The sequence below is a fragment of the Vibrio sp. Makdt genome, assembly GCF_027587015.1.
Taxonomy (GTDB): Bacteria; Pseudomonadota; Gammaproteobacteria; order Enterobacterales; family Vibrionaceae; genus Vibrio; species Vibrio chagasii_B.
Genome location: NZ_JAPPTH010000012.1, coordinates 35,468 through 57,565, shown reverse-complemented (window position 1 = coordinate 57,565; position 22,098 = coordinate 35,468). Strand labels below are relative to the sequence as shown.

At 42.7% G+C, this 22,098-nt stretch carries 17 protein-coding genes; 4 read left to right on the top strand and 13 right to left on the bottom strand.

Annotated elements, in window-relative coordinates; genetic code table 11:
• Positions 1 to 10: 10 nt before the first annotated feature.
• Positions 11 to 376 (bottom strand): regulator, encoded by a 366-nt coding sequence (locus OH460_RS15735; RefSeq protein WP_269998474.1) that lies wholly within the window; start codon positions 374 to 376, stop codon positions 11 to 13.
• Between the two features lie 858 nt (positions 377 to 1,234).
• Here OH460_RS15735 and OH460_RS15730 point away from each other — a divergent pair.
• On the top strand, positions 1,235 to 1,834 hold the full coding sequence (locus tag OH460_RS15730; RefSeq protein WP_268663504.1) for a porin family protein: 600 nt from the start codon (positions 1,235 to 1,237) through the stop codon (positions 1,832 to 1,834).
• A 315-nt stretch (positions 1,835 to 2,149) separates the two neighbouring features.
• On the top strand, positions 2,150 to 2,752 hold the full coding sequence (locus OH460_RS15725; RefSeq protein WP_269998471.1) for a DUF2971 domain-containing protein: 603 nt from the start codon (positions 2,150 to 2,152) through the stop codon (positions 2,750 to 2,752).
• A gap of 99 nt (positions 2,753 to 2,851) precedes the next feature.
• Here OH460_RS15725 and OH460_RS15720 read toward each other — a convergent pair whose 3' ends face one another.
• The 4 genes from OH460_RS15720 to matP all read right to left on the bottom strand — a co-directional run bounded on the left by OH460_RS15720 (position 2,852) and on the right by matP (position 5,420).
• On the bottom strand, positions 2,852 to 4,072 hold the full coding sequence (locus tag OH460_RS15720; protein WP_269998469.1) for a hypothetical protein: 1,221 nt from the start codon (positions 4,070 to 4,072) through the stop codon (positions 2,852 to 2,854).
• A 143-nt stretch (positions 4,073 to 4,215) separates the two neighbouring features.
• Positions 4,216 to 4,527, bottom strand: a complete 312-nt coding sequence (locus OH460_RS15715) for a hypothetical protein (protein ID WP_269998468.1) — start codon at positions 4,525 to 4,527, stop codon at positions 4,216 to 4,218.
• A gap of 105 nt (positions 4,528 to 4,632) precedes the next feature.
• Entirely contained in the window at positions 4,633 to 4,941 is a 309-nt protein-coding gene (locus OH460_RS15710) for a DUF3634 family protein (RefSeq protein ID WP_269998467.1), read from the bottom strand.
• A 23-nt stretch (positions 4,942 to 4,964) separates the two neighbouring features.
• Positions 4,965 to 5,420 (bottom strand): macrodomain Ter protein MatP, encoded by a 456-nt coding sequence (gene matP, locus OH460_RS15705; protein ID WP_008221970.1) that lies wholly within the window; start codon positions 5,418 to 5,420, stop codon positions 4,965 to 4,967.
• 189 nt (positions 5,421 to 5,609) lie between these two features.
• Here matP and OH460_RS15700 point away from each other — a divergent pair, with 189 nt between their 5' ends.
• Together OH460_RS15700 and fabA are read left to right on the top strand one after the other, a co-directional pair.
• Positions 5,610 to 7,262, top strand: a complete 1,653-nt coding sequence (locus OH460_RS15700) for a Lon protease family protein (RefSeq protein ID WP_269998465.1) — start codon at positions 5,610 to 5,612, stop codon at positions 7,260 to 7,262.
• Positions 7,263 to 7,332: 70 nt separating this feature from the next.
• A complete protein-coding gene (fabA, locus tag OH460_RS15695) occupies positions 7,333 to 7,848 on the top strand; it encodes a bifunctional 3-hydroxydecanoyl-ACP dehydratase/trans-2-decenoyl-ACP isomerase (protein ID WP_004742305.1) in 516 nt (171 codons plus the stop codon).
• A gap of 247 nt (positions 7,849 to 8,095) precedes the next feature.
• Here fabA and rmf read toward each other — a convergent pair whose 3' ends face one another.
• The 8 genes from rmf to OH460_RS15655 form a co-directional block, all read right to left on the bottom strand.
• Positions 8,096 to 8,269 carry a ribosome modulation factor gene (gene rmf, locus OH460_RS15690; RefSeq protein WP_004742306.1) on the bottom strand — a complete coding sequence of 58 codons (174 nt, stop codon included), beginning with the start codon at positions 8,267 to 8,269 and terminating at the stop codon, positions 8,096 to 8,098.
• Between the two features lie 162 nt (positions 8,270 to 8,431).
• Positions 8,432 to 10,126: a DUF3466 family protein gene (locus tag OH460_RS15685; protein WP_269998460.1), complete on the bottom strand. Its 1,695-nt coding sequence runs from the start codon at positions 10,124 to 10,126 to the stop codon at positions 8,432 to 8,434.
• Between the two features lie 9 nt (positions 10,127 to 10,135).
• On the bottom strand, positions 10,136 to 12,052 hold the full coding sequence (locus OH460_RS15680; RefSeq protein ID WP_171762009.1) for an ABC transporter ATP-binding protein: 1,917 nt from the start codon (positions 12,050 to 12,052) through the stop codon (positions 10,136 to 10,138).
• Positions 12,030 to 12,290 (bottom strand): glutaredoxin family protein, encoded by a 261-nt coding sequence (locus OH460_RS15675; protein ID WP_081090360.1) that lies wholly within the window; start codon positions 12,288 to 12,290, stop codon positions 12,030 to 12,032. Before OH460_RS15675 ends, OH460_RS15680 begins: the two co-directional genes overlap by 23 nt.
• 25 nt (positions 12,291 to 12,315) lie before the next feature.
• On the bottom strand, positions 12,316 to 14,436 hold the full coding sequence (gene rlmKL, locus OH460_RS15670) for a bifunctional 23S rRNA (guanine(2069)-N(7))-methyltransferase RlmK/23S rRNA (guanine(2445)-N(2))-methyltransferase RlmL (RefSeq protein WP_269998458.1): 2,121 nt from the start codon (positions 14,434 to 14,436) through the stop codon (positions 12,316 to 12,318).
• A gap of 507 nt (positions 14,437 to 14,943) precedes the next feature.
• On the bottom strand, positions 14,944 to 15,495 hold the full coding sequence (locus OH460_RS15665; RefSeq protein ID WP_008221983.1) for a cell division protein ZapC: 552 nt from the start codon (positions 15,493 to 15,495) through the stop codon (positions 14,944 to 14,946).
• Positions 15,496 to 15,718: 223 nt separating this feature from the next.
• The gene (pyrD, locus tag OH460_RS15660) at positions 15,719 to 16,729 is read right to left on the bottom strand and encodes a quinone-dependent dihydroorotate dehydrogenase (RefSeq protein ID WP_061033444.1); all 1,011 of its coding nucleotides are present in this window, start codon (positions 16,727 to 16,729) and stop codon (positions 15,719 to 15,721) included.
• Between the two features lie 305 nt (positions 16,730 to 17,034).
• The gene (locus OH460_RS15655; protein WP_269998457.1) at positions 17,035 to 21,876 is read right to left on the bottom strand and encodes an NAD-glutamate dehydrogenase; all 4,842 of its coding nucleotides are present in this window, start codon (positions 21,874 to 21,876) and stop codon (positions 17,035 to 17,037) included.
• Between the last annotated feature and the right edge of the window lie 222 nt (positions 21,877 to 22,098).

Genomic DNA, 22,098 nt, shown 5'->3' with positions numbered 1-22,098 from the left:
TGCCCTCTTTTTATTTTAACCTCGATATTGACCTAGCAATTTTTAGAAGTTGTGTAGAGGTCTTGATTTCCAATTCAGATTGAATCCCCAATAAAGCAATTCCTGCTAGTATTTGCTGTGGCCTGACAACTTGTCCAGTTGGCAATTCCATTCTGTCATACAACATTTTGAATTGCTCCCAATCCTCACAGACGCTGAGCTCCCGACCTTTGGCCATTCTCATAAGCCTTCTACACTCTGGAGGGATTGGGTTACCTTCATCCCAACCCGTGACAGTCCTCACAGATTTAAAACACAGTTCAGCGACCTCTTCCTTGGTCATTTGGCATTCTAATTCTCGAAAAATGTAATTCTTACTCATTTCGCGACACTTCAATGATAAAACCCCTAAATACAAGAGGTTGCACTACATTTATAAGATATGCACTATTAAACATAATCAGACATAATACGCAGTTATGGAGATTGAAATCTGAGGGGTTTCAGCACCTTAGTCCTTGCAGATTTTACGTACAGAGCCATTTAAATTAACTCTTTTAAGCATTTTATGGATTGGCTACATGTTTAATCGAGATAATTCCCGCCACCTTGATTGCATCAGATAAACACTCTTACAGACTCCAATCAAAGCGTCTGTCAGAATAAACTTTTACCTCATTAGATTACAGCGCCTGCTGGAAAAATTTTACGTCTACTTCTCGCAAAAACTAACTCTATTTTGATGTTATCCACTCGCTGTTGAAAACAGTTTATCTCTGAGACCTGAACAAACTGAAAAGCTTGAATAATCTGGCCAACTCATACTGCTCGTGCATTCCAAGATCTCCCACACATGACTAATGTCTAATCTGAATTGCTAATTACTTAGTTGGGCTCTTTCAATTTGAGCTTGCTTTAAGCTCTATCAATTTACATCGTTCTCATTACTCAGGCTTAATTAGCTTGTTTCTGATACTCAAAGGAGATTCTTAGTAAGCTGCATAGCATTAAAAATGTGTCCGTAGTTAATTGCACTGCTGTAAATTGTGGATAAATGACAACGCAACGTATTTACTGTTCATATTCATCACTTTGTTGGGGCTCTTCATACCTTGTCTTACATGTGAGATGTTGATACTTCTATTACCTACAAGCTTTTAAAATCAGATATTTAGACAGGTTTCGTATTAACTAATACGTCTTTTATTTGATAGCATGTCCGGGAAATCAATAACTTACTAAATAAAGGTTTTACATGAAAAGCAGTATGGTCGCCCTATCGCTATTATCTATCTTCGCAATGAGCTCCCAAGCGGTTGCTAGTGATAAAGAAGCTTCATCTAAGGAGCTTGGTCAGTTTTATGTTGGTGCTGATATCGGCTTTTACAATGAAACCGAATTTGAATTCCCTAACGACGCCATTGAAGATTCATCAGACCTTTCTGACCTCAGTTATAACCTAGTTGGAGGCTACGAATTCAATACTCATGATGTTGTTAAGTTAGGACTAGAAGCCGAATACCGAAAAATTGGTAAGGTAAGCTATAGCGATTCGATGGATATCGAAGGTCAGGCTTTCTTCGTCAACGTTAAGCCAAAATTCATTGTTAAAGGAGATGCGTTAGACTTATACGTATCACTATTAGCTGGTGTTGGCTCGATGGATATGGACGTAAAAATGTCCGGAACCTCGGAATCTAAATCAGAAGCAGCTTACCAAGTTGGTGCAGAGCTTGGTGCGATAGTCTCAGACAATATCGACATCCACCTTGGCTACCGAAATGCACGTGTTGAAATCTACGATGTCGATGTTTCTTCACAAACCGCTTATATTGGTGCGCGATACAAGTTTTAACCCCTTCGAATAACCGTTAGCCCACTCTAGCAAAGCCTTCCTCTCTAAAGTGGGCGTTACTCGGTCCTTTATCTTGATTGAATCGGCCTATAAAAGTTACGTTGTATCTTATTTTGTGTAGGTATAGGAAGTTTAAGGGACTACGTTTTGCAAAATAAACCACCTAAACGTACCACTATTTCGTGTTTAAATTTTGATCTATCAAACAGTTATAATTGAAAATAAGGTGATTAAGCAATCAAATGCTGTGCATTCGGAGTTGCATTACCAATTAAAGTGTTAACATCAGGAAATGTTGTAAACTAGGTGTTTGATATGTTGCCTAAACTTTATAAGTTCAGATCGCTCCACGATAGAAACATACAATCTATATCCGAGTGTTCGTTGTGGTTTGATTACGCTAAATCTTTTAACAACCCTTTTGATTCTAACCACATCTTCAACCAGTGCCTTCAAAATGATTTTATGGTGATGTGTTTCTCGCAGTCCAGCGACCACCCTATACTGTGGTCTCAGTATGGTGACAACTTCAAAGGTATGTGTATTGAGTATGACCTTAACTATTATGAGGGGGACGCGAACCTAAATTGCTTTGAGGTTCAATATGAAGACCATCCAAACAATATCAGTTTGCCTTTGTTAGAGAAGTTACCGCCATTAAGCTTAGGTACCGAGCTCTTTAAGGTAAAGCACTCTAATTGGCGCTATGAGCGAGAATATCGCTGGGTACTTCCTAAGGAAGAGCTCGAAGGCAATAAACTGTTTCTTAACAAACAATGCCTTACTTCAGTCATTCTCTCAGAGCATGCTCCAGCGGATAGAAAGCTTAAACTGTTAATGACATGCCAACGCCTAGGTATTCCAGTCAAACAAGCAATGGCCAAACAGGACTCATTCACGTTTGAAGTAGTTTGCTAAACAGCCACTGTTGGTAAGTCCGGCTTTGTCAGCAACCTAAATAAAGTGACAGTGCAACTTAAAAGAAAGAGCCACACAAGTGTGGCTCTCTTCTCTTCATTACATCTTATCGGTTATTTTACCTGGTACCCTATTCTGCATTTGCTCAATCGTCGTCGCTGACATTTGAACATTGGAAAACCAATAGGGTCTGTGCTTAACATTGAACAAATCACTATTATCCAGCGCTTCAAAAATAGAGAACTTTCTCCCTTGGGCTAACGCAGCTCCGTAAAGGGTTCTTTCTAGCGCTGGTATGTCATTTACTTCCTCTAACAACGCTCGCTTTATAAACTGGTTGGTTGGGCTCCAGTCAATAAATTCGACAAGCTTCTTAAGTAGCTTGAGTTCGAGTTGCTCTATCATCGACTCTAGAAATTGCGTATTTGGGATGACTTCAGCGCAAGCATAATACTCTTCATGCTTATCACTCGCATCACGATAGCCGATCATGGTTTTAACCAAAGCATCTTCGAATGTCGAAGAGAAATGATTACAAATCAGGAATAAAGGTAAGACTCTCAGTACACCTAAAAGAATTCCAACATTTGGATCTTTAACGGACGTTTCTTGTAACCTCATGCGCGTAGTATTCGAGGTCACCACCAAATGTTGCCAAACCTTCGGTACGATATGTTTAATGTTGTTGTCATTCCACTTAATCAGTTGCTGACTCATTAGTAATGGAAACAACAAACGGCAGTTCTCGATACCGATTTGCCTTGCCGCAACTTTGGGGTCGAGAATGATTTTAGATTTCTTACCGTACTTTTCTGTGAACTCTCGGTTAGACACAAACTCAACAAGGCTAGAGCTAAGCGCCCTGCTTTCTGATGATATTTTGTGCAACTTTGAAAAGTTTAAAGATGGAGAATACCCAACACTCGCGAACTGATTGTAATCGGGTAATTGGGTAAATAAGGAGCTTATGAGTGTGCCTTGAAGCTTCTCTAACATGAGTGCAGAGGCGGCGTCACTCACATCATCAATGACGTAACGCAGTGTCTGTTGTTTGGCCGCTACCTTCTCGCGTTTGGCATTTACTCTATCTTGTTCACAGCGCAACAGAATGCGTTGATTATGTGAAATTCGATCCGCTTCATCAAAGATTACGCTCTCGCAATATCTATTCTCTAAGCTAAGTAGCGTGTCGACCTTTGATTGGTCGAGTTTATATTTTGTGGATATCAACCATTTAGTAAAACGAGCCTCAACGTTAATTGAAACTTTTCTAGAGATCTCTATGACTTCTGGGGTGTAATTTTTATTTGCTAACAACAACCGAGACTTTCCTTTGCCCTAATCTTCTTTTGGCAGCATATGCTGACTTTATAAGTGAGCTAAATATTAATAGAAATTAGAGATTGGTTCACGAAATTGTTTCATTAAAATTATAGATATTTAGTTATAGTGCATTAGAGCGGTTATTCTGATATGTGAAGACGAATGTATTTCTCAGGAAAGCTGTACTTGAACTTTTTACGTTTAGGCAGATACTTTTTAGCTTCTTTACAGATTTTGCTATCCCCAGAGGTTCTGACCTTTTTGATTCTTGCATAGCCTTTGGCGTGCTTCATCTCAATCATAAGATCACAATATCCTTCTAGCTCAATATGACTCTTACTGAGCCCTTTAAGGACAGAGCGCTTAATCTTCTTTGCTACTGGGTTAATCAAGGCATCGTCGGAAAGTGTTAGTGGTGACAAAAAGCACAATAAAATTACAAGATATCTCATACTGTTCTCTTTTAGTTAAAATTGAAAACAGTATGCAGATAATGGAGAGATGTTTAGGATTAACTTAGTATGATGTTGTATTGGATAACACGTAATTATCGAAAATTAAGCTTTCTTTGAGCCTTTTGACTTGAATCCGTTATGCGGGAACACATTGCGAATGCGTTGCTGTACGCTTTTAGGTACGTCCTTAGTGAACTTCAAGCTATAGCCAGAACGTTTCGCATACACTTTTAATTCGCCCTTAAACGCATTGTTGTGGCCGATCTCTTGAAGGTTGTGCTTAAAACTCGGCGGAAGATGACCTTTAACCTGCTCAATAGCGCCATCACTGAATTTAATTTTCAGGACGGGTCTATCTACAGCGACCAACCAAAATACCAACACTGCACCGATTAAGATTACATACATCATAACGTCACCACTAATATTGATGGTTACTTATCGTCAGAAAGAAGCTTGCTTAAATCTTCTTTAAGGCTCGTTACCGTTTTACTCGCCTGTTCGCTGCGTGATGCTTCACTAACCAAATATTCGATGGCGTCAGACAAGGTACAACCTAGCTCATTCGCTCTTTGGGATAGCTTTTCCCAGACGCGATAATCGAGGTCGATTGATTTCTTTTTGGTATGAACTTGTTCAGCGTTAAAGTGGCGTTTGCGCTTCGCCCTAATCGCTTGTTTGAGCTTATTGTCGAGCTCTGGAGACATGTTGTCTGATATCCACTCAAGCACACCTGTAGGTTGGTGTTCGAGCTTTAATAACGCCTGAATAGCGACGTCAGCTTCACTTGAATCAATGTGGCAGGTGATCGATTCGCCTTCTTTCCATTTTTTGACCAGATAGTTCCATTTCCAACCACATTCTAAGTTTTCAAGTTGCTGATATTTCATGTCTAATCTCGAGTGTTAATCCTAGTGACAGCGTAACCCAAAATGGGCGATTTAACAATTATTGTCTTGAAAGAATAGACCAAGATCATACTTATATTCGTCCAGTGATCAGTAACGTCCATATAGAGCTACAAGCGAGATCGGTTTTTCTATATACTCCCTACCTCATTATCATAATCAGAAACTTAAATGACTCAAGTAGATTGGCGACATGTTACGCCTCAATACGACGAATATAGCGCTCAATTAGAGCAATTCCATGACATCTCGCCTCTCCCATTTTCAGATATTCAACACAGATTCAGAGACGCGTTGACTCGCTTTGTCCGCTTATCAAACCTTTCACGTGTTTTGTTGGTCAACTCTCCGGACAACTCGATCTATCGCCAAATGATCGTTGAGTCTTTAGTCGCTGAGCTGAATGACGATGCACAGCCCGTTATCAAAACCGAATCGTTGAATGCAATTTCTCTGTTTGACCAAGTTCAGTCTAAAGATGGAAAAGTCATCGCGACGAAACCTGGTCTACTCACCAGAGCAAACAACGGCTACTTGATCGTATCTGCAAATTTGATTCTTGCTAATCCGGGTAGCTGGTTATTATTAAAATCTGCGCTTCTTGGCGAAGCTGTGGAGCCAATCAGCAGTAACCCTGAGCACTTGAATCAATCACCAACGCTTCCTCTTACATACAACATCAAATTGATTGTCGTTGGAGACAGAGCGCAACTCGGTGACCTTGATTACTTGGATAGCGATATTCAAACCGGTTTTTGTCTTTTTAGTGAAATTGAACAAGACATTAAACTTTCTGAAGAGACTTTGACTCAATATCTAGGGTATCTGAAGTGGCTTCAGCAGCGTTACGAACTGCCGAATATTACTCAACAAGCGTTGACGGCGATTTTGACCGCAGGCGCCCGAGAAACAGAAGATCAAAGTTACATTCCATTGTGTCCGATTTGGCACAACGCGTTACTGAATGAAGCGCTGATTGAAGCCAATAACGGCGAGATTGATATTCAGCATATCCAACAAGCTCAACAGCATAAATACAATCGAGAATCATACCTACCAGAGCGCGCACTTGATGATATTCGAGATGGCCAAGTCATCATCGAAACTGAAGGTGAACAAGTGGGCCAAGTGAACGGCCTAACCGTTATCGATGTTCCAGGTCACCCAATCTCTTATGGTGAGCCTGCACGTATTTCGTGTGTCATTCACTTTGGCGATGGTGATATTGCCGATGTTGAACGTAAAGCTGAGCTTGGTGGTAACCTGCATGCGAAAGGCATGATGATCATGCAAGCATTCGTTAGCAGTGCGCTAAACCTTGAAGATCCATTGCCATACGCTGCGTCTGTCGTGTTTGAACAATCGTATTGCGAAGTTGATGGCGACAGTGCTTCGCTTGCTGAGCTGTGTTCTCTAGTGAGCGCACTATCTGAATACCCTATCGACCAACAAATCGCTGTAACGGGTGCTGTCGACCAATTTGGTCGTGTGCAAGCGGTTGGTGGCCTCAATGAGAAGATCGAAGGTTTCTACCATGTTTGTAAGCATCAAGGCCTAACAGGCAAACAAGGCGTGATACTTCCAAGGTCTAATCTGAGACATCTTGCACTGAAACCGGACCTTATCGAAAGCATCAAAAACGAAGAATTTCACATCTGGTCTGTGTCAAATGTAGACGAAGCTATTCCTCTCATTATGAGCAAACCATTTAGAGACGATGAAGAAGAAAGCGTTCTTAGTAAAATCGCGGAACGTATTGAAAACTTTGAAAGACATGAGCACCCAATTGGAATTGTTGGACGCATCAAAAACTGGTTTGTCTAGTACTGATCGGACTTGTTTAGCGTACACCTGTTCACTAATATGCACCTATCAAAAATCGGAGTAATTGATAATGCAAAACAAACGTGATTCTTACACTCGCGAAGAGCTTCTAGCTTCAAGCCAAGGCGAACTATGGCCACAAGGTCCTCAACTACCAGCACCAAACATGTTGATGATGGACCGCATCACCAAAATGTCTGAGACTGAAGGTGATTTCGGTAAAGGTTTAGTGCTTGCTGAGCTCGATATTACTCCTGACCTATGGTTCTTCGATTGTCACTTCCCTGGTGACCCAGTAATGCCTGGTTGTCTAGGCCTTGATGCAATGTGGCAACTGGTTGGTTTCTACCTTGGTTGGGTTGGCGGCGAAGGTAAAGGCCGTGCTCTAGGTGTTGGTGAAGTTAAATTCACAGGTCAAATCCTACCTACAGCGAAAAAAGTAACGTACGAGATCCACATGAAGCGTGTTGTTAACCGTCGCCTAGTTATGGGCCTTGCTGATGGTCGCGTACTTGTTGATGGCAAAGAGATCTATGTTGCTAAAGATTTGAAAGTTGGCCTTTTCCAAGACACGTCAGCATTCTAATTAGATAGTTAAATTTAAATAAAGCAGCCAATGGCTGCTTTATTTTTGCCTCCAAAACATTTAGTTATAGTGCATTAAAGATTACTTTAAGATAAGAAATGCCAAATCCACCAGCAATGGATGGAGCGTGAATATCATAGAAACATTGCTCTTTGCCGTTTGTAAGCTTTACCTCCACCTAAAAACTAACAAGGCTCCATTGTATTTAAAACAATGGAGCCCTGACCTTGAATTCGTTGCGCTCTATCTACTTGTAGAGACCTGCTTGTTTATCATCTCTGGCATCTCGCCAACCACCTAACCAATAAGACCGAGAATCCATTTGGCTATATGGGCAAGCTTCTTGTGACCTACCGTTTAAACCAGCTTTATAGCCTTGAGATTGTGCTCGTTCTAGTCGATCACGCTTTTGTCTCTTCATAGTGCAGTCCTCATACGGGTATTTCGATTTACTAACATACAATGATTACAACTTTGCGGAGTTTTTGTGACTCCAAGTTTAAGAATTGACCAATTTCTCAATTTTCTCAAGGCGAAAAAAAGCCCGAGTTCAGAATTGTGAACTCGGGCTCAAGAGAAAAAATTATTTAAATTTTCTACGGAACCCTAACAAGCCAAGTACAGTCAAAGTTAACCAACCTAGGCTACCACCTTGACGATCGACTTTCTCTGAGTCGGCACTACGAGTTTGAATATCAGCTTGAGTTTTACCAGCAATAGGAACAAGTTTAACCGCTACAACTTCTTCTACCGCATTAGATGACGCACCCCCACAGTATGAATTATGAGACGTTGTATCATACGGCTGGGCTGTACCACCAACAGTACACTTAATCGCAGTCGCCGAGATTACACCAGCATCGTTAATGTCAGTTGCATCGATGATTCTAAACTTGTTGTTTTCACCAGAAGCGTCACCATCATTGGTTAGATCGTCTAGCCACCAAGCTTTGCTCTCAAACAGCGCAATTCTTGATGCATCAGTGCCATTTGCTTGATACGGGTAAATAAAACCACGATGTCTACGTTCACTACCGTCAACTTCACGAGTCGTTTCCGCATCAATTTGGCCTACAAATTCATTGTAGTTATTTACTGCTTTAGCTTCGCCACTTGAGCCACTAAAGAAAATCCCGCCAGACAAGAAAGTTGCTGTTGGGTTTGTCGCATCCGTTACAACAAAGATCTTATTACCTGCACTACCATTCTCTGGCACATAACCATTACGCTTGGCATAACCAACAGCGAACAAGTTGTTGTTAATATCAGTCGCGACAGAGTTACTGTATCTCGCATCATCGTTAGACGAGCCTGACTTAACCTCTGCACCACTTACCTGCTTAGTCGTCCATGTCGCACTCGTTAGATCTAACGAATCACTCACAAAGACACTGGCATTCATGTCTTGTAGGTCGCCGTTACCATTTTCAGTATTATAGCCAACACCATAGAAAACAGAGTTTGATTCAACGATTGAGCGCATGCTGCCTTGAGCAAAATAATCACCTTCTTGAGCATTACCGCTGCGAATCCAATCGATTTCTTTGGTCGTAGTGTCATCCCAGATAGCCGCTTTAGAAGCAAAGGCCTTGTCTGGCTCAGATGTATCAGTCGGGTCAAACTCCTCAGATACACTACCTACATTGTAAACAGTGCCGTTACTTGCTGTAATCGCTTTCCATGCACGAGTTTCAGACGTACCAGTAGGTCCACTTGTCGTCGTATACAATGCATTGTTACGGATGTCGCCTTCAGACTTAACACCTAATGGTTTAGCATCATTATCTAAAGAGTTAATAACCGTGTTACGGCTTTCATATGTAGCACCACCTTCGATAAAGGCTTTAGCATTTACATGAGTAAGATCATTTCTTTCCTTGCTCCAAGTGTCGTTCCAACGATTTTGAGCCCAGCTTTCACATGTAGAGTATCTTAGCTCTCGATAACAATAGTTTTCGAAATCATCAAACTCTTGAATGTATTGAAATGGAGCATCCATTGCGAAAGGCACTTCTTCGCGATAGCTTACCGCTTCAACCGTATTGCGAGTTTCACCAGCCAATTTAAAGTCGTCACATGCAATCCCACCGACAGTATCGGTAGTAAAACAACTCTCTGTTCCAGAAACCGTCGCTGGCTGGATCGCTACACCAAAAATCTCAGATGCACCGGTAATCGAAGGCGTTACTTCAACGACCTTATACAGCGCAGCGTTGGCATTAGTTGCAGCCAAAACTAGAGCTGCAACTGTTGTTAATTTAAATTTAGTACAAGTCATTATTACTTCTTAACTTTCCTGTTGTAGTGCCTCGAGCTCTTCCCAGCGCTCAAATGCAACTTCAAGCTCCTGCTCTGTCGCAGTTAGCTTATCTAAAACTGGCTGTGTCTGCTCTACAGATTTCGAAAAGAAGCTTGGATCATTAACTTCTTCCTGAAGAGCTTCAATTTGTGTTTCCAATTCTTCTAAACGTTGTGGTAACGCTTCTAGCTCTCGCTGTAGCTTATACGATAACTTCTTAGGTTTAGCTTTAACTGGTGCAGTTTTGGGAGTTTCCTCAACTACTTTCGCTGGCTTTGATGGCTTTTCAACCTGTCGGTATTCAAGTGCCTGCTTTCTTTGCTGTTGCGCATCGTGATAGCCACCAACAAATTCTTCAATCACGCCGTTACCTTCGAAGATCCAACTTGTCATCACAGTATTATCTACAAACTGACGATCGTGGCTTACCAAAAGAAGCGTACCCTGATAGTTGGCAAGCAAATCTTCTAAAAGTTCCAAAGTTTCGATATCTAGATCGTTGGTTGGCTCATCGAGAATCAGCAAGTTGTTCGATTTAAGGAAAATACGAGCTAATAACAGACGGTTTTTCTCACCACCAGACAGCGCTTTAACAGGAGTACGAGCACGTTTAGGCGAGAATAAGAAATCTTGTAAGTAGCTAAGCGCATGACGCTCTCGTCCACCTACTGTGACTTCTTGCTTACCGTCAGCTAGGTTATCGATAACTGACTTCTCTGGGTCAAGGATCTCGCGGTATTGGTCAAAATAAGCCACTTCAAGCTTAGTACCGCAATGTAGACGACCTGAATCAGGTTTTAGCTGGTCAAGAAGCAACTTAAGAACGGTACTCTTACCACAACCATTCGGACCGATAAGAGCGATACGATCACCACGCATGATATTGAAGCTGAAGTCTTTAACAATCTCTTTGCCTTCGAAACCAAAGTTAATGTTCTCAGCTTCAAATACAATCTTACCTGAACGCTGAGCATCATCGATTTGGATAACCGCTTTGCCCTGCACTTCACGACGATTCAAACGCTCTTCACGTAGCTTCTTAAGCGCACGTACACGACCTTCGTTACGAGTACGACGAGCTTTGATACCCTGTCGAATCCATACTTCTTCCTGAGCGAGTTTTTTATCGAATTCAGCGTTCTGCATTTCTTCAACGCGAAGCGCTTCTTCTTTCTCAACTAGGTAATTTTCGTAATCACCAGGGAAAGAACTCAATTTACCGCGATCAAGGTCGACGATACGCGTAGCCATCGACTTAATGAACGCACGGTCGTGCGAGATAAAGATGATTGAACCACGGAAGTCTTTCAGGAAGCCTTCTAACCATTCAATAGTAGCAACATCCAAGTGGTTCGTCGGTTCGTCGAGTAGAAGCACGTCAGGGTCACACACAAGCGCACGAGCAAGAGCCGCTTTACGTTGCCAACCACCAGATAAGTCCGTCAGCTTAGTTTCGGCTGTCAGCTTTAAAGCACCTAGAACATTCGTTACACGGTCTTCAAAGCGCCATGCATTAGCGTGATCCAATTGTTCTTGTACACGAGTAAGACGGTTTAGGTTCTTTTCACTTGGGTCAGTCGCGATCAGATCCAGAAGATCATGATAGATCTTTAGCTGCTCGCCGATTTCAGCAAGACCACCAGCTACATAATCATAAACTGTGCCTTCTTCGTTACGCGGCGGATCTTGTTCCAAGCGAGACACAACCACATCTTGTGTAATTTGCATCTTGCCGTCATCCATGATGATGTTGCCAGAGAGGACTTTCATCAACGTAGACTTACCAGCACCGTTGCGCCCCACTAAACAAACACGCTCGTTTTCTTGCAGCGCGAAGTCTGCACGGTCTAATAGTGGGTGGTCGCCAAATGCTAACTGCCCATTATGAATTGTAAGTAATGCCATTCTTCTTTAACCAATCATTAAGTTCTAACAAGCCAAATGGCCAGTTAAGCTCTGAGTGTTGAGAACCGTCAGAGCTTTCAAATTTGAGCACCGGAATAGTGACCCCGTAACGGGAAAAGAGCTCATCATCGAATGCGATGTCGACAACATTGATATGATGGCTAATGTTTAACTGTTCCGTGAGTTGGAATGCCATCTCACATAGATGGCACCCTTCTGTACTGTAGAGAGTCAGCACTATATATCCTTATACAATCTCTTAACTACTTATGAGTAATCAACCAGCAGTTATGAATATGCTTATTGCGAGAGAAATCTAGTGGAAGTGTCTTCGCTGAGATGTTCTGAGCCTTAAGACCTAGTTCGTCTAGAGCTTCCAAGTCCATTTTGAAGTGACGCTTGTTGTTAGAGAACACAATCGTACCTTCCTCACGAAGCAGGCGTTTTAGGTTCTCCATCAATTGGATATGATCACGTTGAACATCGAAAGATTGATCCATACGCTTCGAGTTAGAGAACGTTGGTGGATCAATAAAGATCAGATCATAAGAACCCTGCTCTTTAGCCAGCCATTGTAGACAGTCAGCTTGAACAAATTGATGTTGACGACCGACACGTCCGTTAAGCTCCATGTTCTCTTTCGCCCACTCTAGGTAGGTATTCGACATGTCAACGGTGGTTGTAGAGCGTGCACCGCCCACAGCAGCGTGTACAGATGCACTACCTGTATACGCAAACAGGTTAAGGAAATCTTTGCCTGCTGCCATTTCACCGATACGACGACGAGTAATCTTATGATCAAGGAATAAACCTGTATCTAGGTAGTCGTGAAGGTTAACAATCAGCTTAACGCCATACTCATTTACTTCTAGGTTCGATGAATCTTGAGAAAGCTTCTGGTATTGAGAGCGCCCTTTTTGCTTCTGACGAACTTTCAGCACAACGTTATTGGCTTCAACGCGGGTCACTTGAATAGAAGCACGGATGATATCGGTTAGACGACGTTTTGCTTTCTCTTCCGGTACATCTTTAGGTGCAGCGTATTCTTGAATCACAAGGTGACCTGGGTATACGTCAATCGCTACATTGTACTCTGGTAAATCTGCATCATAGATACGGTAACAATCTAGTTGCTCTTTCTTAGCCCACTTGCCAATTTTGCCGATGTTCTTCTTGAGACGGTTCGCGAAATCAGGCGCAATCTGCTGTTCTTGTTGCTCTGCAGGACGCTCTGACATCGGACGATCTGAAATTGAGTAGTTCTTTTGGTGACACGGTAACGCACCATTGTTCAGTTTGAACTGTTTATCAGCACGCATACGTAAGCAGCTTAGTAACTCGTCTGAGCTAGAGAAGATAGATGCGTGACAACCACCAAACTCAGCTTTAAGCTGTGCGCCAAATGCCGTGTATAGTGCAATCAAGCCAGGCTCTGTGCCTAGACGCTCACCATAAGGTGGGTTTGATACAACCACGCCATTGTCGAATTCCGCAGGACGCTTAACAAGTGCAGCATCGCCTACTTCAAATTGAATTAAATCTTCAACACCGGCACGACGCGCATTGTCACGTGCAGTCTTGATCATTCGCTCATCGTTATCGTAACCGTAGAACTTACACTCGACTTTCTTAACACCACGGCGACCTTGAACATTCGCTTCTGATTTAACTTCAGCCCATAGCTCTGGTTCAAAATCTTCTAGAGCTTCGAAACACCATTTCTGACGCTTAACACCCGGAGCCATGTTCGCAGCCATCATTGCCGCTTCAATAACAAGCGTACCTGAACCACACATAGGATCTAAGAAAGGTTTTGTTGCATCCCAACCACTACGAAGAAGAATCGCTGCAGCCAGTGTTTCACGTAATGGTGCACGACCTGATTCAGGACGGTAGCCGCGTTGGTGAAGGCCGCTGCCGACCATATCCAAACCAAGAATCGCTTTGTCACGGTGTAGACGAACGTGAATACGAACATCTGGGTTTTCTTTACTAATAGAAGGACGAGGCAATGACTTCTTCTCGAAGCAATCAACGATAGCGTCTTTCACTTTCATCGCGCCGTATTGGCTGTTGCGGATTTCACGGTTAGTACCGTTGAAGTCAACCACAAAACGCTTAGAGCTATGGAATTGATTCACCCAGTTAACCGCAGTGGTCGATAGGTACAAATCCATGTCGTCCTGACAAGTGAATTCAGAAAGGACACGTACAAATCGAGAAGCCAAACGACTCCACAAACAACAACGATAAATTTGCTCATTGGTCGCTTTGAATTTAACACCTGCTTGAACAGGTTTTGCGTTTGTAATCCCTAGTTGGGTTAGTTCTTCAACTAATAAATTCTCAAGGCCGTTTGAGGTAACCGCTAGATATTGATTCATAGTGTTCTTTTATTGATAAAAATGAGCTCGATTATACCTGATTTTGTTACCAGAGCATCACTCTAAACTCGTCTTTTCATTGAATCTTTCGACTAACTGGCTAGCAAACACACAGTACTGAAGCGATCGCTTACCCAGTCCCCCTTACAGCATAAGACCTAACAAACCCAATGTTTTTACATCCAATTCTCGACCGAATCAACATTGTGAATTAATATTCACCTTAAAACTGGTATATACCAATGGGAAATGATGGGTGAAATTTAGCTACAAAAGAGCGAAAACAGGGAATAAAGAAGACTAAATTACACTTTTGAGGAATTAAATGAGGTGAAATTAACGTAAAAAAAATTGTCTTAACTTCACTATTTTGATGGTTAGCGAGTGATGCATTTATCAGGATGAGGGTTTTTAGGCACAAAAAAATCGGCTATTAAGCCGATTATTTGGAAGGTTTGGTGAGGTTGTTCTGTGCGACGTATGGCGAAATGATGTATTAAACTTGGGTTAGCCTACCATCGCAATATGATGAGATTGATGCAGAATTGCGTTAGCATCAAGCATTCTATCGTGCATCACCTTGATTGAGTCGCCAAAGCGTAATCCTTTTGAAGGAGTCAGTAGGAACTCTTCTAGATCTACAAATGCGCATAAGCTCGCACACTCGCCCACCTCTAACACGATGAAGTAACCAAGGCTATGCTCGTTATTCATTTGTACAATATCCCCTTCCTGAGGATACTCATGGCCTGCACCTTGAGGTGCAAAGAACCAACTCTTTGGTTGTACAGGCTTGTGGAAACGCTTCGCAGCCACGCAGTAAAGCGCTAGTTCTGCTTGGCGAGGCTCAGATAGCTCTAAGCCAGAAATTTGTTCTTTGAAGGTTTGGTATGAGGATGCGTCATCAACGGTGAATTCATTATCTCGAAACGCGCAGTCCACCAGCTTATTGCGGACCAGATTCGTTTTGAAAATCATATCCTCTCCGAGGTTTAGCATTAATGAACATTGCTGCTCATCGTAATACCAACTCCATGTATCGCTAGGTTTAAGCATCATTTCGTCTCACACTGTTGAACCATTCCATTAGGTAAAACGCAAAATTACCTTCAATTGCAGTAATTTTACTGAGCAATAGGCAAAAAAAAAGAGGAAATGAATTCCTCTTTCTTATCGCTTTTCTCTACAACTCAGGGAGTTACAGTGTCTCTTTTAGTAAGACGATGTCAGTTTATAGATACTTCTATAATATCGATGCTCTATAACGACCATAGTTTACAAACTACAGGTTTTTGACAATGTCAGCTACAAGGCGTGGACCTTTGTAGATAAAGCCAGAGTAAACCTGAACAAGCTTAGCGCCTGCCATCATTTTCTCTTTTGCAGCAACATAAGAGTCAACGCCACCTACCCCGATGATCGGCAGTTGGTCACCTAGCTCTTGGTGAAGTTTACGAACTACTTCAGTACTACGAGATTGAACTGGACGTCCACTTAGGCCACCGGCTTCGTCACAGTGTTTCATGCCTTCGACAATTGAACGATCCAATGTCGTGTTTGTTGCGATCACCCCATCGATCTTATTTTTGATCAATGATTCGCAAATTTGGCTGATTTCGTCGTCACTTAGATCCGGCGCAATCTTAAGAGCTAGAGGAACATACTTACCATGCTTCTCTTCTAGTTCAGCTTGTTTTGCTTTCAGCTCAGACAGCAAATCATCAAGTGCTTCGCCGTATTGTAGAGAACGTAGCCCTGGTGTGTTTGGTGAAGAGATATTTACCGCAATGTAACCCGCGTATTGGTATACCTTCTCCATACAGATCAAGTAATCTTCTGCGCCCTTTTCAATTGGCGTGTCTTTATTTTTACCAATGTTGATGCCCAAGATGCCGTCGTAGTTTGACTTCTTAACATTCTCAACCAGGTTATCTACGCCTAGGTTGTTGAAACCCATGCGGTTAATGATACCTTCAGCTTCAACAAGACGAAATAAACGAGGTTTATCGTTACCCGCTTGTGGACGTGGAGTCACAGTCCCTACTTCTACAAAGCCAAAACCCATCGCGCCAAATGCATCAATACATTCGCCGTTTTTATCTAGGCCAGCCGCAAGGCCAACTGGGTTTTTAAAAGTAAGACCCATGCATTCTACAGGTCGATGAGGTAATTGTTGGCGATACAAAAGATCAATGGGAGTGCCGGTAAAGCGTTTGAAATTTTGAATTGCAAGATCATGTGCCTTTTCGGCATCAAGTTGGAAAAAGCCAGTTCTGGCTAGACGGTAAAGCATTGTGCCTCCGATAGAAAAAAGCCCCGTGTAAACGGGGCGATATTATTTACTTATTTACCCAACTATTCAATCTATTACTGTCTGTAAGGGTAAGATAATCGAGTTTGCTAACGAATGAGCTTCTTTATTAAGCAAACGTTACCGTTATCTAGGCAGTCAGCACTCTTTAATTCACCGTCCAGTGAATCGGTTTGAGACATTGTGAATTTACGGCTACTCACTTTCCAGGGTAAGCAATCATAATCCGAAACGAAAAAGGCAGACCAAATGGCCTGCCCTTAAATCGTTTTACTTGAGTCTAGTCGTTAGTCTTTCGACATGCAGTTTAGATTCAGTAGCATCAATTCGCGCAACGCAACTGAGAACTTAGCAAACTCGTGAACAGAACCCACTTTGAATTCGTTCAGGATACTTTCCCAACGATGTAGAGAAACAGAATTGCTTTCCATCCAATCGTCGAGCGCTTTGATCACATCAAGATCCGAACCACAACCGCAGTTAAGTACTTGACCTGTTAATTGACGTTGCTGCCAATCCAGATCTTCTCTGAATGCAGCGCGTGCCAATGCTTGCCAATTGTTGTCGACGGCTTGGCCATTGATCTGCTTCAAGAACCAGTGCAGAGACAGACGGTCGCCAAGGTTGAAGTAAAGCTTAGATGCTTGCTGTACTGTTTTACCCGTTTCACGGGCCACTGTGGATATATCCAGTGCTGAATACAAGCTAGACAGACGAGCTACTGAATTCGCCAATTCTGCTGTAACGCCTTGGTCAATCCATACTTGCGCCATTGCTTGATGCTCTTCTACTTCTGAAGCAACCAGATTTTCATCCAGTTTCTCAGTAATAGCTACTACATCGCCTTGGTAAAGTTCAACCAGTGCTTTCACAGATTGTTTGCCAGTACGGTTTCTTAGTAACCAGCGTGTTAAACGGCGTAGTGTACGACGTACATGGTACAGCAACTCATATTGAGCTTCTGAGCTAGAGATATTGTCCAGTTCACGGATGCTCTTAAGCACTTGACCCAAACCATAGATTTCACGTGATGCCGCGTAAGCATTCGCAATATCGACAATGTTTGCGCCCGTCTCTTCTTGTAGACGAGTGATGAAGTTACAGCCCATTTCGTTAACCATTTGGTTAGCAAGAGCCGTCGCAATGATCTCTGCACGCAGTGGATGGTTATCCATGTGTTGAGAATAGTTACGGCGTAACTCTGTTGGGAAGTATTGCATCAATTGTTGCGCATGGAACTCATCATTCGCAATATCGTCACTCACAAGATCTTCTTTTAGAACCATCTTACCGTAAGCAATCAATACTGATAGCTCTGGTCGCGTCAGGCCTTGACCTTGTTTCTCACGCTCTAGCAGAGTTTCATCATCTGGGATGTATTCCAAACCACGATCCAGATACCCTGCTTTCTCCATAGTATGAATGAAGCGGATTTGCTCTTTAACTAAACTCACGCCTTGGTGTTCAGTTACCGAAATAGATTCAGCTTGGCAGTACGCGTCATCAAGAACGATTTCACCAACTTCATCTTCCATTGACTCAAGCACTTGGTTACGTTGCTTAACAGTGAGATCACCATTAGACACCAAGCCGTTCAAGAAGATCTTAATGTTCACTTCGTTATCTGAACAGTCAACACCACCCACGTTATCAACGAAGTCTGTGTTCACTCGGCCGCCAGTAAGCGCGTATTCAATACGACCCAATTGAGTCATACCCAAGTTACCGCCTTCACCAACAACTTTTGCTTTCAAATCGCCGCCATTGATACGCAACACGTCATTAGCACGGTCGCCAACATCAGTGTGAGTTTCACTAGAAGACTTAACGTAAGTACCGATGCCACCATTCCAAAGTAGATCAACTTCCATAGACAAGATCGCTTTGATCAGATCATTTGGCGCCATTGATGCTTTCTTGGTACCCAGCATTTTCTGAATTTCAGGTGTTAGAGAGATAGACTTCGCTCGACGAGAGAAGATGCCACCACCCTGAGAAATCAGTTCTTTGTTATAATCTTCCCAGCTTGAGCGAGGTAGATTGAACAAACGATCACGCTCTACCCAGCTTGATGCTGAATCTGGATTCGGATCAATGAAGATGTGCATGTGGTTAAATGCCGCTTGTAGACGGATGTGCTTAGATAGCAGCATACCGTTACCAAATACGTCACCCGCCATATCACCAACACCGATAGCAGTGAAGTCTGTTGTCTGACAGTTAATGCCCATTTCACGGAAGTGACGCTTAACCGATTCCCAACCACCTTTTGCTGTGATACCCATCGCTTTGTGGTCGTAACCGTTAGAGCCACCCGAAGCGAACGCATCACCTAACCAGAAGTTGTACTCTTCAGATACTGAGTTCGCTAAGTCAGAGAACGTTGCTGTACCTTTATCAGCTGCAACAACCAAGTACGGGTCATCTTCATCATGACGAACCACGCTCTTAGGTGGGATAACCTCACCTTCAATAATGTTGTCTGAAACGTCTAGTAGTGCACGGATGAAGCGCTTGTAACAGCGTTGACCTTCAGCAAAGATTTCATCACGGCCAGACATAGTGTGCTGACGTTTACAAACGAAACCACCTTTTGCACCAACAGGTACAATTACCGTGTTCTTAACTTGTTGTGCTTTAACTAGGCCCAGAATCTCAGTACGGAAATCTTCTTGACGATCTGACCAACGAAGACCACCACGAGCCACTTTACCGCCACGTAGGTGAACACCTTCAATGTCCGGTGCGTAGACGAAGATCTCAAACGCAGGGACTGGTGCCGGAATATCTGGAATCTCGCTTGGTCTCATTTTCAGAGCCAACCAAGGCTTAGCTTGCTTGTTCTCATCCACTTGGTAGTAGTTAGTACGAAGCGTTGCTGTGATCATCTCCATGTAGCGACGAATAATACGATCATCATCCAAGCTTTCTACATGATCGAGCTGTTCAGTGATCTTCTTGATAAGATCTTGTTGACCTTTTGCGCTGCCCTTCAATTTAGGGTCAAAACGCTTGCCGAATAGGCTCACTAACCCTTTCGCTAACTCTGGGTAATGAGACAATGTGTCTTCAATGTATTGTTGACTGAATGGGAAGCCCACTTGACGCATGTAACGAGCATAAGCACGCAAAATAGAAATTTCACGACCAGAAAGACCCGCGCCCAATACCAAACGGTTGAAACCATCGCTGTCTAGCTCACCCGCCCAAATTGCTGCGAATGCTTGTTGGAAAAGATCGCGAGCTTCACGAAGATCAATTGTTTGGTCGCTCTTATGAAGCATTGAGAAATCTAAGATCCAATAGGTTGTCCCGTTGGTCTTACGCACTTCGTATGGCGACTCACCGATTACGCGTAGGCCAAAGTTTTCAAGCATTGGCATCACATCAGAAAGGTGAATTGGCTCTGCACTGTGGTAGAACAGTTTTAAGCGAACCGCTTTTGAGTCTGCAGCTTCTTCTTGTGGACGGTAGAAAAGCATACCAAGTTTGTTGTCTTCACTCAGTGCTTCTAAACGTTCGATGTCTGCTACGGCAGAACCTGGCATCATGTCTTCTTTGTACGAACGTGGGAATGCACGCATGTACTCTTTCGACAATGGAAGCCCTTTACTCTCACCAAAGTTTGCAATGATTGATTCAGATAGACGGTCATCCCACGTAGACGATACTTCCATTAAATTTTGCTCAATTGTTTTCACGTCCACATCCATGTTGTTGTTATCAACACGAACAATATAGTGCGTTCTTGCCAGAGGACTCTCAGAGAAGTACGTTGTAAATTCTACTTCTTCTTCACACCCAAAGTACTGCTTCAAAATGCGCTGTGTTTGGCGACGAAGTTCAGTGTTGTAACGATCTTTTGTTACGTAAACCATACAGCTAAAGAAACGGCCAAACGGGTCTTTGCGAACGAACAGACGCAGAAGATCACGATCTTGCATCTGTACGACACCCGTACCCACTTCAAGCAGCTCTTCTTCTCGAGCTTGAAGCAGTTCATCACGTGGGTAGTTTTCAAGAATGTTGTGCAGAGCTTTGTAAGAGTATGAACCCTCACGATAACCACTCGCGTTTAAGATACGCTCTACTTTCTCACGAACTAGAGGAATCGTTTCAACGGTTTGGTTATAAACAGCAGAAGTGTAAAGACCAGTGAAACGGTGCTCACCAATTACCTTGCCGTTCTTATCGAATTTCTTAATACCGATGTAGTCATTGTAAGCTGGGCGGTGAATGCGTGAAGCCGTGTTGCCCTTTGTTACGATAAGTACATACGGTTTTTTTGCTTCTAAACGCGCCGAGTCAGAAAACTCAGATAACTTAACGTTACGTACACGATCTGAATTCGCAAACAAACCAAGACCTTGCTCCTTGGTCGGTTGCAGCTCAGTATCGCCGTTAACTGAAACTAGGTCATATTCCTTATAACCCATAAAGGTAAAGTTGTGTTCACCTAACCAACGAAGAAACGCCAACGTCTCATCAAAACGTTGACCATCTACTGGAATGCTTTCTTTTTGCTGTTCAACTTGGTCAGTGACTTCTTTCAGCTTTTCAACCATCGTTAACCAGTCGTTAACCACTAGGCTAGTGTCAGTGAAAATGTCTAGAAGCTCTGTCTTAAGCGCCGTCATTTCTGCTTTGCTACTTAGACGGTCAACCTCGATGTGGAACAAAGATTGGAAAACACCTTCACCACTGCTCACACCCACTACACTTCCCGAATCAGAGCGAGAGATTTGCGTTGGGTTATGCAGCATAAGGTGAGAAGAAAGGTCTAGGCGAGTCAGTGCCATTTTTACAGAATCAACAAGGAAAGGACTATCCGGTACCACTATCTCAACGATAGTGTGAGTGGACTGCCAACCTTGACGACTTACCGTCGGGTTGAAAACGCGTACTGAGATTTCGTCAGCTTTCTTTTCGTTGATGTGGTGCCATAAACTAACTACAGCACCATATAAATCGGATTCATTTCTCTGAGTCAGGTCGTCATGAGAAACGTTACTAAACAAGTGTTGAGCAAGTTGAGTTACGAGAGGTCGATGAGCAAGGTCAAGTTTGTCTTGAATCAGCTTGTAAACTTTTTCAAGTAAAACTGGAACCACAGTTTCACGTGCGGTCATAGTCACACTCCACAATTAGAATTATATTTTATTATTAGGGGTATCACTTAATCTGGCGTTTGAATCGCGCTTTTGAACACTTTTCTACTAACGAGTTAAGCAAAGGTAATGCATTCATTTATTGTAAAAGCATTATTGAAAAATGGTTAATTGTTTTGGAGGTGGTAAGAGGTGAAATGTTTGATTATGTGATTAAGATTCCTTTTAACTCACTAGGCATGC